Genomic DNA, 10,642 nt, shown 5'->3' with positions numbered 1-10,642 from the left:
AGGATGGCGTTCGGCGGCGTCCCGATGAGCGTGGCGACGCCGCCGATGGAGGCGGCGTAAGCGACGCCGAGGACGAGTGCCGTGCCGAACGCCGACGACTCGGGTGCGGGCGGGACGGACGAGGACGCGGCAGACGGCGACGCGCCGGACGGCGACGCGCCGGACGAGGACGCGGCGTCGTCGGTCGGAAATCGGGTCGCGTCGGCCGCGCGGTAGTCCGGCGGCGCGTCGCCGGGCGTGCCGACGACGGAGAGGGCGATGGGGACCATGAGCATCGCCGTCGCCGTGTTCGACACCCACATCGACAGTGACGCCGTCGCGAGCATGAACCCGCCGAGGAGTCGGCGCGGGTCGTCGCCCAGTGCGCGGACGACGGAGACGGCGATGCGCCGGTGCAGTCCCCACCGTTCGACGGCGAGGGCCACGAGGAAGCCGCCGAGGAAGAGGAACGTCACGGGGTCGGCGTAGGCGGCGGCGGTGGCCGCGGCGTCGGTGACGCCGGAGACGGGGAAGAGGACGACGGGAAGGAGTGCGGTCACCGCGATGGGCGCCGTCTCCGTGAGCCACCACACGGCCACCCAGAGCGTGCAAGCGAGGGCGGCGGCACCCGCCGCGTCGAGGCCCGTGGGCGGGAACAGACGGACGAGGGCGTAGCCCGTCGGGCCGAGGACGAGGCCGACGCCGCGTCGAGAGAGCGAGACCACGACTCTCCCGTACGCTCGTCGCCGAGTTGATAGTTCCGACGGGGGTCGAGGCGGGGCGACGAGAGGGACGGGCGGCGCTGACGACGCCGGGTGGGAACTGCACGCACGGGCACGCAGACTGCTGATGCTTCGAAGCGCTTTTACGCCGGATGACCGTTCTTCCGCACAAGTAACCATGGCAGACAAACCCGCCTCGATGTACCGCAACATCGACAAGCCGTCGTACACCCGACGCGAGTACATCACCGGCATCCCCGGTTCGAAGATCGCACAGCACAACATGGGTAACCTCCAGACCGGCCCCCAGGACTACCCGGTCCAGATCAGCCTCCGCCTCGAGGAGGAGTGCCAGATTCGCCACGGCTCGCTCGAATCGGCGCGTCTGTCCGCGAACCGCGTGATGCTGAAGCAGGTCGGTCAGGAGAACTACAAGATGGTGCTCCGCAAGTTCCCCCACCAGGTCCTGCGCGAGAACAAGCAGCGACCGGTGCGGGTGCGGACCGTGTCTCCGACGGGATGCGGCAGTCGTTCGGGAAGGTCGTCGGCACCGCCGCGCGCATCCAGAACGGCGAACGCGTCTTCACCATCTACTGCAGCGTCGAGGACGCCGCCATCGCCAAGGACGCGCTTCGCCGCGCCTACAACAAGATGTCGCCGCCGTGCCGTATCGACGTGGAGAAGGGCGAAGAACTCCTCGTCTCCTGATCGGGAGCGAGTCTCTTCGCGGTTCTCCGGAAGGGCGAAGAACTCCTCGTCTCCTGATCGGGAGCGAGTCTCTTCGCGGTTCTCCGGAAGGGCGAAGAACTCCTCGTCTCCTGATCGGGAGCGAGCCTCTTCGCGGTTCTTCCGACGGAATCGGTCGACTTCCGGCACCGGCGTCGGAGTCGCCGGACCCGGCCACTTTTACACTCTCACGCCAACTCGTAGCCGATGCTTCGACTCGCGGTGACGACGTCTAGCGAGACGTTCGAGCGGATGCGCCGGCCACTCGCGGACCGAGGCGTGACCGTCGAACACCTGCCCGCGAAGGAGCGGGCGATTCGACTGACCGACGACGGCGAGTCGTTCGACGCGGGGTTCGTCTACCCGACGCGACTGATGGAGGGCGGAGCGCTGGACGCGCGGACGCCGATGTCGTGGGTGAACGGTCGCGAGGCGGTGCTCACCTCGCGGAACAAGGCGGGCGTGATAGCCGCGCTCTCGCGGGCGGGACTGCCGGTTCCGGAGACGCGGATGGTGTCGAACCCCGTCGGCGAGGAGACGGTGGTCGAGGCCGCCGCCGACCTGTCGTTCCCGCTGGTCGTCAAGCCCAACTCCGCCACGCGCGGCGTCGGCGTCGCCAAGGTGCGCGACGTGGACTCGCTCTTGGGCGTCGTCGACTACCTGAACCTCGTCCACGACTACCGGGCGACGGGCGACAAGTCGTACCTGCTTCAGGAGTACGTCCCCGACGCGCGGGACTACCGCGTGATGGTCGTCGACGGCGAGGTGGTCGGCGGCGTCGAACGCCGACTGCCCGAGGGACTCGGCGAGGGTCGGTGGAAGCACAACGTCCACCGGGGCGCGACGGCGACCGAACTCACGGTCTCGGCCGAACATCGGAAACTGGCCGTCGCGGTGGCCGAGACGCTCGGAATCGACTACCTCGGCGTCGACCTCCTCGTCGCCGACGACCGAACCGTCGTCTCCGAGACGAACGCCCGACCGACCATCGACCACGAGAAGTACGACGCGGACTTCTGGGACAGGCTGGCGGCACTGATACGGGAGACTGCCGAACGGTCGAAGGTCGAATGAAAACCGTCGCACCGAGGTGTCGCGCTACTCGACGTCGATTGCGGCCGAGTCCTCCGACTTCTGGAAGGTGACCTGCAGGACGCCGTTCTTGAACGACGCCTTCGCGGAGTGTTCGTCCACCCGGACCGGGAGGCGGATTCGTTCGTCGTACTCGCGGCGGTCGCTCGCGGCACTCACCGTGAGCGTCTCGCCGTCGCACTTCAGGTCGATTGCGTCCTTCTCCACACCCGGAAGGTCCGCGACGAGTCGAACCGCCTCACCCTCATCGTACACGTCGATGTGGGTCTCCGAGGCGAACCCGGTGGAGTCACCACCGGTCATCTCGTTCATCATCCGTTCGATCTCGTCGAAGATGTTGTCGAACGGATCGTCGCGTTCATCTCTCATGCACGCGACCTTTGGTTACTTCCTGTCAAAAGCCTTCTCCCCCCGGCGGGTTCCGACGCCGACGGCGGGTCGATTCGCGGTCGTCGTCCGGTCGTCCGAACGTGCGCGGTCGTGAACGAACGTGCGTTTCTCTGATCACTCTCGTTCGCCGCCGACGGGTGGGAACTCCATCATTGTTCAGGCTAAAGCGACAGTACGACTCTCTTACGACACGGATTTCGTCCGTTCGCGGGTCTGGTCAGAGACACAGGGATTCAAGTATCTTGCCGGAGAAAACTCGGATATGAGTGAAAAATCGTACCTCGCTGCGGGCGAGAACGTCGACGACGACGAGGTGGTGCGAGTCGGACTGAACGGGTTCGGGCGAATCGGGCGGAACGTGTTCCGCGCGGTGATGGACAACCCGAAGGTCGAACTCGTCGGCATCAACGACGTGATGGACTTCGAGGACATGGCCTACCTCGCCAAGTACGACACCGTGATGGGCCGCCTCGACGAGGTTTCGCTCGACGGCGAGGAACTCGTCGCGGGCGACACCGCCGTCTCCCTGTTCAACATCCAGAGCCCCGCCGAACTGCCGTGGGACGAACTCGACGTGGACGTCGCCCTCGAGTGCACGGGCATCTTCCGCACGAAGCAGGACGCCTCCGCGCACCTCGACGCGGGCGCGGACAAGGTCATCATCTCCGCGCCGCCGAAGGGCGAGGAACCGGTCAAGCAGATCGTCTACGGCGTCAACCACGACGAGTACGACGGCGAGGACGTCGTCTCGAACGCCTCCTGTACGACGAACTCCGTCTCGCCCGTCGCGAAGGTACTGGACGACGAGTTCGGCATCGAGTCCGGTCTCCTGACGACGGTCCACGCCTACACCGGGTCGCAGAATCTCATCGACGGCCCGAAGGCCAAGACACGCCGCGGCCGCGCCGCCGCCGAGAACATCGTCCCCACCTCCACGGGCGCCGCGCAGGCCACGACCGAGATTCTGCCCCAGTTGGAGGGTAAACTCGACGGCATGGCGATGCGCGTCCCCGTTCCGAACGGCTCCATCACCGAACTCGTCGTCTCTCTCGACGAGGCGCCGTCGGTCGAGGAACTGAACGACGCGTTCCGCGACGCCGCCGACTCCGGCCCCCTCGCGGGCGTCCTCGGCTACACCGACGAGGAAGTCGTCTCCTCGGACATCGTCGGCCTTCCCTTCTCCTCGACGGTCGACCTGCAGTCCACGAACATGGTGAACGACGGCGGCCTCTACAAGATTCTGACGTGGTACGACAACGAGTACGGCTTCTCGAACCGGATGCTCGACGTGGCCGAGTTCGTCACCGCCGACTGAGCCTCGACCGCCCACCACTAAGTGAAATCTCCTCGTCTTTCGAACCACCACACACATGTCCACGTTCAAGACACTCGACGACCTCGAACCCGACAAGCGCGTCCTCGTCCGCCTCGACCTGAACTCCCCCGTCGAGGACGGCGAGGTGCAGGACAACCGACGCTTCGAACGCCACGCCGAGACCGTCCGCGAACTCGCCGAGGTGGGCCACCGCGTCGTCCTGATGGCCCACCAGGGCCGCCCCGGCGACGACGACTTCGTCTCACTCGAACAGCACGCCGCCATCCTCGCATCCCACGTCGACCGCGACGTGGGATTCGTCGCCGACACCTACGGTGACGAGGCGATAGACGCCGTCGAGTCGCTGGACGCGGGCGAGATACTCCTCTTGGAGAACACGCGGATGTGCGACGACGAACTCCCCGAAGAAGAGCCCGAAACGAAGGCCGAGACGGAGTTCGTGCAGACCCTCGCGCCGCACTTCGACGCCTACGTGAACGACGCCTACTCGGCGGCGCACCGGTCGCACGCCTCCCTCGTCGGTTTTCCCCTCGAACTGCCCGCCTACGCCGGGCGCGTGATGGAGACGGAGTACGAGGCCAACTCCGCCATCGCCACTCGGGAGTTCGACGGACAGGTGACGATGGTCGTCGGCGGGACGAAGGCGACGGACGTCATCGACGTGATGAACAACCTCGGCGGGACGGTGGACCGATTCCTGCTGGGCGGCATCGCGGGCGAACTGTTCCTCCGCGCCGCCGGTCACGACGTCGGCTTCGACGTCGGCGACATGGACCTGTTCGACGACCAGTGGGAGGCGAACCACGAGACCATCGCGTCCCTCCTGGACGAACGCGGCGACCAGATTTCGCTCGCGGTCGACCTCGCGTACGAGGACGACGACGACGAACGCGCCGAGATAGCCGTCGACGACGTCGACGAGAAGGACCGCGCGTACCTCGACGTCGGCACCGACACCGTCGAGTCGTACGACGAGGTGATTCGCGACTCCGAGGCCGTCTTCGTGAAGGGCGCACTCGGCCTGTTCGAGGACGAACGCTTCTCGAAGGGGACGGTCGGCGTCCTGCGCGCCATCGCGGAGACGGACTGCTTCTCCGTCGTCGGCGGCGGCGACACCTCCCGCGCCATCGAGATGTACGGGCTGAGCGAGGACGACTTCGGCCACGTCTCCATCGCCGGCGGCGCGTACATCCGCGCGTTGACGGGCGCGTCGCTGGTCGGCGTGGAAGTCCTCCAGCGGAACTGACGGGAGGAGTTCGACCGTTCGGCGGATTCGGCGGGTTCGCGTGCCACGTGCGAGATACAGGCAGATACTGGCCGGGTCCCAGCACACAACCTCTGGGGCGTGATACTCACACGCGTGACCGACGACTTACGCGCCGACTACCCCGAGGCGGCGGAGTACATCGAGCAAGCGGTGACGGCGCACGGCGAGGAGTGGGTGCTGGAGAACTACTACCAGCAGATATCTCAGCTTGGAGTCGTCATGGACGTTCCCGAGAAGGAGGAACTGCCGTTCTTCGACGCCGACGAACACGACACGATGAGCGACGAGGAGGTTCGGAAGATGGGTGAGGCGTTGAGCCAGTACCGGCAGAACCTCATCGCCGCCAGCCGCGAGGCGACCGAACGCGACGACTGACGCAGGCACCGAGCGACCCGCGCACCAACCTTCTTACGCGATTCCGCCGAACGTCCGCGTATGAGAGTCGGCATCTGTTCGGACACGCACGACAACCTCGAGTTGGCGCGCGGCGCGGTGGAGACGTTCGAGGACGCGGGCGTCGAGACGGTGATTCACTGCGGCGACGTCGTCTCGCCGTTCACCGCGAACGTCTTCGACGCCGACTTCGAGTTCCACGCCGTCCGCGGTAACAACGACGGCGAGTGGGCACTGGAGAACGTCGTCGACTCGTTCGGAACCTACCACGGCGAGTGCGCGACGTTCGAGTTCGACGGCGTCGCGGTGGCCGCCTACCACGGGACGAGCGAGACGCTGGTGGACGGACTGGTCGACTCGGAGAGCTACGACTACGTCTTCCGGGGGCACACCCACCAGCGGACGTACGACGAACGAGAGGGGACGGTCCACGTCAACCCCGGCGGACTGCCGATACCGGGCGCGGACGACACGTACCACGTCGCACTCCTCGACACGGAAGCGGACGACGTCGCCTTCTACGAGGTCTGAACCGGCGGCGACCGACGAGGACCGACGAAGCGAGCCGTCGACGGCGGCTCAGTCGTCGGCGAGTTCCGTCTCGGCGACGGCGTCGTCGTCCTCGTGGCTAAAACCCGACGGGTCACCCGTGATGCCGATACCGACGTGTTCGTCCGTCGTGACCATGCTCTCGGCCTGTTCGGCCGACTCGGTCATCGCGCGGATGGCGTCGACGTTCTCGGGGATGACGTCGGACTCCTGGTGGATGGCCTGGAACAGGTACAGGTCGCGACCCTCCACGGCGATGGACTCGCCCCAGACGCAGTTCTCCCAGAGGTCGCCGCGCGGGCGGCCGGCGTCGAGCGCGAAGTCCTTCAGTTTCCCCGCGCCGTCGATGCCGAGTCCCTCGGGGATGACGTAGACGCGCGACTCCGATTCGAGGAGTTGCCGGACGTGCGCCGCGGTCACGTCGTCTTCGAGGGTGACGTTGAGGCTGTGGACGTGCATCAGCGTGGCGGGCACCTTCAGTCCCAGCGTGTCGATGGACAGGTCCGGGAAGATGGTGTTCACGTCCGGACGTGGTGACTCGGGATGTGGATGGGGTTCGGCAGGATGTCGTTGATGGGGCCGCGGGAGTTCTGCCCGGGGTCGCCGCCGCGGCGCACCAGCGTCGCGCGCACCTTCTCCACGCCGTACTCCTCGCGCAGGGGCGCGATGATGCGGGAGAGCCCCGTCGTGTTGCAGGAGACGGTCCGGACGTAGTCGACGCCGACGGCGTCGTCGTAGTTCGCGCGGGCGTGAAACTCACCTCGCCCACGTCGGCGTCCTCGCCGCCCTGGAAGATGGCGGGCGTGTCGTGCGACTCGTAGAGGGCCTTGTTGTCCGCGCCGATTCCCGACGGCGTGCAGTCGACGACGACGTCCGCGTCGGCGACCATCTCGTCGACGGCGCCCTCGACGCCGATGCCCGCCTCCGAGAACAGGGGCATCCGCTCGGGGATGGCGGCGTACATCGGATAGCCGCGCTTGACGGCGGTGTGGGCCTCGAAGTTGGGTTGGGTCTTCGCCACACCGATGACCTCCATGTCTGGTTGTGCGTCCACGGCGTCGGCGACGCGCTTTCCGATCGTGCCGTAGCCGTTGACACCCACTCGTATCATCGGTCGACTGTCGAATGCGGACAGCCATAGTTATTTCGGAGATTTTTTATCAGAAATTAACTCTGGGGCGAGTAACGGCGAGGATTCTCGCGGAGGTGAGTTACTAATCGGTCGTCGGCCGTCGTCGCCGGGACCGCGCGACGTGACGGGGATGGGAACGACTAACCCCGCGGGCCTCCCACACGGGGACATGACCGACGACGAGTTACGCGCCGGCGCGGAGACGGCCGTCCTGCAGTGTATGAACCTCGGTACCGACGAGTCGTGCGTCGTCGTCACCGACGACAGGCGTCGAGCCATCGGCGAAGCGCTGTACGACGTGGCCGCGGAGGTGACGGACGACGCGACCCTCCTGCGGTACCCGCCAGGCGACCAGCACGGCGAGGAACCGCCCGCCGCCGTCGCCGCCGCGATGGCCACCGCGGACGTGTTCCTCGCGCCGACGACCAAGAGCCTGAGTCACACCCGCGCCCGGAGCGACGCCTGCGAGGCCGGCGCGCGCGGCGCGACGCTCCCGGGCATCACCGAGGAGGTGTTCCTGTCCGGGTTAGACGCCGACTACGACGTCATCTCGCAGCACTGTCTGGACGTCCTCCAGCAGGTGACGGAGGCGAGCGTGATTCGCGTGACGACGCCCGCGGGCACCGACATCACCTTCGAACCGGGAACGCGCGACTGGTTGGCCGACACGGGCGTCGTCCACGAGGCGGGCGGGTTCTCGAACCTCCCCGCGGGCGAGGTGTTCGTCTCGCCGGTGACCGCGGACGGGACCTACGTCGTGGACGGGACGATGATGCCCCACGGCCTGCTGGAGGAGGGGCAGGAACTCCGGTTCGAGGTGGAGGACGGCTTCGTGACGGACATCTCCGACGACAGCGTCCGCGAACAGGTGGAGGCGGGCGCCGAGGAGGTCGGCCGCGACGCCTACAACCTCGCGGAGTTGGGCATCGGCACCAACGTCGGCGTCGAGACGCTGGTCGGGTCGGTCCTCCTCGACGAGAAGGCCGCGGGCACAGTCCACATCGCCATCGGCGACGACGCCGGCATCGGCGGCGACACCGAGGCACCACTCCATCTGGACGGTATCATCAGAGAGCCGACCGTGTACGCGGACGGGGAGGTCGTAGACCTCCCAACTGTCGAGCGGTGACACCGCGAGACGGCGAGGTCGTAGACCTCCCAACTGTCGAGCGGTGACACCGCGAGACGGCGAGGAAGTGGAACTTCCTCGGTGAACGAGCGTCGGCGGCGCGGGTCGACGGAGCCGTCGCACCCGTAACCAGCGGGCGGGTCAGCCGGTCGGTCAGTCCGAAACCTCGTTCAGCACCGTCGGCACGACGACGCCGACGCGACGAGGACGGCCCAGAGGACCCACGAGTCGGTCGTGAACTGCTGTGCAACGAGCCACAGCGCCGTCGCGAGGACGACGAAGGCGGCGGTGAGTTTGGTGTCGCGGGAGACCATACGCGGACGTGACGGTCCGTCGACATCAAACTCCCGTCGACGCGTGTCAGACAGACCGTCTCACGGGGACCCGCGGAGGGGCGGACTTTTACGGCGTGACGGGATAGAGGCGCGCATGAGTGATACGCAGGACCGCATCGCGGTCGTCTGTCCCTCCTGTTCGCCCGAGGAGGAGACGGTTCACGAGGTGCTGAAGATGGGCGGACAGGCGACGGTTCGCTGTACGGAGTGCAGTCACGTCCACAAGGTCGCCGTCGAGGAGGAGACCGAGGTCGAACGGAAGGTCGTCGTCTCGCAGGACGGCGACTCGTTCACGACGATGGTCGACGCGCCGGCGAGCGAGACCATCGCCGTCGGCGAGGAGTTCATCGTGGACACGCCCGAGGCCATCATGCTCGTTCGCATCACGGGCATCGAAGTCGGCCCCGAACAGCGTGCCGAGGAGGCCCGTGTCGAAGACGCGAACACCATCTGGACCCGCGCCGTCGACAACGTCGCCGTCAACGTCACGGTCAACCCCAAGGAGGGGACGGGATACCGCGAGGACACCCGGAGCTTCAAGGTGAACGTCCCCGGCGACTACGAGTTCGTCGTCGGCGAGACGGAGGAGTTCGGCGACGAGAAGTTCCTCGTGAAGGCGCTTCACGTCCGCGACGACGCGCCGGAGTACCGCCACGGGAAACTCGACCACGACGGCGACATGGTGTACGCGAAGGACGTCAACCGCCTGTACGGCACCGACAAGACCACGTCCGCGTGGTCCGCCTGGTGAACCGCCCGTCGCGGACGCTCTCCGGCGAGTAGGCGCGCGACGACTGCGGTTGCGGGAGGAGGAGCTTCTCTTCGAGCGATGCTGCGAGACCGTTCAGTGCTCGACGGCGTCGTGGTGACCGTGTCGTTCGACCTGTACCGTGTCGACCACGAGGTCGTCGTCGCCGCCGAGTCCGTCCGAGAGGAACGGCGCGAGGGCCGCCAGAAGCGGTGCCGCCGCGACCGTCTCGGCCTCGGGGTCGTAGTCGACGACGCCGTGTTCGGCGAGCAGTGGGAGGTGCGAGTGGTGGAGTGCGATACGCACGCGTTCCTGTACCTCGCCGACCGCGTCCGAGTCGTCGCCCTCGTACTTGACGGCCGCGACGAACGCGGCGAGCGTCGAGAGCGGGGTCGGGTCGTCCCGTTCCTCGGTCAGGAGGAGGCGGAGGACCGCGCGGCGGCAGTCGTTCTGGAGGAGGTGGAACGCGTCGTCGCGGGAAATGCGGACGTACCGGTCCGACCGGTCGTCGCCGGGTCTGGTTCCGGTGGTCGTCGAGTCGTACGCCGAGTCGTGTGCGGGGGAGTCTCGGGCGCCCATCGTCCCTGAGAACTGCCGCGATGTCTATAAACAGTAGAACACGTTTCGGACCGTTACTGTCCGGAATTGACGACGACCGGATGCACCGCTGTCTGTCGATTACGTGCGTGAAACAGTCTGAAACAGTTAGCAGTTCGAACTCGTTAGGGAGGTATTTCAGCCGGATTCCCCGTCGGTTCGGCCCCGAGGAGACCGACTTTTCACCCGTCGAACCGTCGGGGGGTGTATGCCGACTCGAGACCGGTCGTCGCTCGCGCGGAGGAAC

The 10,642-nt window shown here is 66.9% G+C and carries 11 protein-coding genes and 2 pseudogenes; 8 read left to right on the top strand and 5 right to left on the bottom strand.

Annotation, left to right across the window (positions count from 1 at the left end; genetic code table 11):
• Positions 1 to 704: SLC13 family permease (locus GJ632_RS14385; RefSeq protein WP_343161194.1), on the bottom strand; the 704-nt coding region annotated here is incomplete at its 3' end.
• 175 nt (positions 705 to 879) lie between these two features.
• Between GJ632_RS14385 and GJ632_RS14380 the strand changes: the two are divergent.
• A pseudogene (locus GJ632_RS14380) lies at positions 880 to 1,409 on the top strand (50S ribosomal protein L16).
• Between the two features lie 225 nt (positions 1,410 to 1,634).
• The gene (locus tag GJ632_RS14375) at positions 1,635 to 2,501 is read left to right on the top strand and encodes a RimK family alpha-L-glutamate ligase (RefSeq protein ID WP_191453328.1); all 867 of its coding nucleotides are present in this window, start codon (positions 1,635 to 1,637) and stop codon (positions 2,499 to 2,501) included.
• A 24-nt stretch (positions 2,502 to 2,525) separates the two neighbouring features.
• On the opposite strand, the gene GJ632_RS14370 is transcribed toward GJ632_RS14375, so the two are convergent.
• The gene (locus GJ632_RS14370; RefSeq protein ID WP_089804630.1) at positions 2,526 to 2,888 is read right to left on the bottom strand and encodes an Hsp20/alpha crystallin family protein; all 363 of its coding nucleotides are present in this window, start codon (positions 2,886 to 2,888) and stop codon (positions 2,526 to 2,528) included.
• 283 nt (positions 2,889 to 3,171) lie between these two features.
• Here GJ632_RS14370 and gap point away from each other — a divergent pair, with 283 nt between their 5' ends.
• The 4 genes from gap to GJ632_RS14350 all read left to right on the top strand — a co-directional run bounded on the left by gap (position 3,172) and on the right by GJ632_RS14350 (position 6,436).
• Complete coding sequence (gene gap / locus GJ632_RS14365) at positions 3,172 to 4,224, top strand: type I glyceraldehyde-3-phosphate dehydrogenase (RefSeq protein WP_191453327.1); 1,053 nt, start codon at positions 3,172 to 3,174, stop codon at positions 4,222 to 4,224.
• A gap of 55 nt (positions 4,225 to 4,279) precedes the next feature.
• On the top strand, positions 4,280 to 5,491 hold the full coding sequence (locus GJ632_RS14360; RefSeq protein WP_191453326.1) for a phosphoglycerate kinase: 1,212 nt from the start codon (positions 4,280 to 4,282) through the stop codon (positions 5,489 to 5,491).
• A 114-nt stretch (positions 5,492 to 5,605) separates the two neighbouring features.
• Positions 5,606 to 5,887 (top strand): hypothetical protein, encoded by a 282-nt coding sequence (locus tag GJ632_RS14355; RefSeq protein WP_089806984.1) that lies wholly within the window; start codon positions 5,606 to 5,608, stop codon positions 5,885 to 5,887.
• A 60-nt stretch (positions 5,888 to 5,947) separates the two neighbouring features.
• Positions 5,948 to 6,436 carry a metallophosphoesterase family protein gene (locus GJ632_RS14350; protein ID WP_191453325.1) on the top strand — a complete coding sequence of 163 codons (489 nt, stop codon included), beginning with the start codon at positions 5,948 to 5,950 and terminating at the stop codon, positions 6,434 to 6,436.
• Positions 6,437 to 6,484: 48 nt separating this feature from the next.
• Here the strand turns inward: GJ632_RS14350 and GJ632_RS14345 are convergent.
• Positions 6,485 to 7,565, bottom strand: a pseudogene (locus GJ632_RS14345) (type II glyceraldehyde-3-phosphate dehydrogenase).
• Positions 7,566 to 7,755: 190 nt separating this feature from the next.
• Here GJ632_RS14345 and GJ632_RS14340 point away from each other — a divergent pair.
• Positions 7,756 to 8,715 carry an aminopeptidase gene (locus tag GJ632_RS14340; protein ID WP_177232520.1) on the top strand — a complete coding sequence of 320 codons (960 nt, stop codon included), beginning with the start codon at positions 7,756 to 7,758 and terminating at the stop codon, positions 8,713 to 8,715.
• A gap of 170 nt (positions 8,716 to 8,885) precedes the next feature.
• Here the strand turns inward: GJ632_RS14340 and GJ632_RS22205 are convergent, their stop codons facing one another.
• Entirely contained in the window at positions 8,886 to 9,029 is a 144-nt protein-coding gene (locus GJ632_RS22205) for a hypothetical protein (protein ID WP_197428009.1), read from the bottom strand.
• A 115-nt stretch (positions 9,030 to 9,144) separates the two neighbouring features.
• Here GJ632_RS22205 and GJ632_RS14335 point away from each other — a divergent pair, with 115 nt between their 5' ends.
• On the top strand, positions 9,145 to 9,801 hold the full coding sequence (locus GJ632_RS14335) for an HVO_0476 family zinc finger protein (RefSeq protein ID WP_089804614.1): 657 nt from the start codon (positions 9,145 to 9,147) through the stop codon (positions 9,799 to 9,801).
• A 93-nt stretch (positions 9,802 to 9,894) separates the two neighbouring features.
• Here the strand turns inward: GJ632_RS14335 and GJ632_RS14330 are convergent, their stop codons facing one another.
• Positions 9,895 to 10,377 carry a hypothetical protein gene (locus GJ632_RS14330; RefSeq protein ID WP_191453324.1) on the bottom strand — a complete coding sequence of 161 codons (483 nt, stop codon included), beginning with the start codon at positions 10,375 to 10,377 and terminating at the stop codon, positions 9,895 to 9,897.
• Between the last annotated feature and the right edge of the window lie 265 nt (positions 10,378 to 10,642).

Origin of the sequence: Halogeometricum sp. CBA1124, from assembly GCF_009741955.1 — an archaeon.
In the GTDB taxonomy this organism is placed as follows: domain Archaea; phylum Halobacteriota; class Halobacteria; order Halobacteriales; family Haloferacaceae; genus Halogeometricum; species Halogeometricum rufum.
Note: the sequence above shows the minus strand (reverse complement) of the source record. Positions and strands in the feature narration are given on the sequence as shown.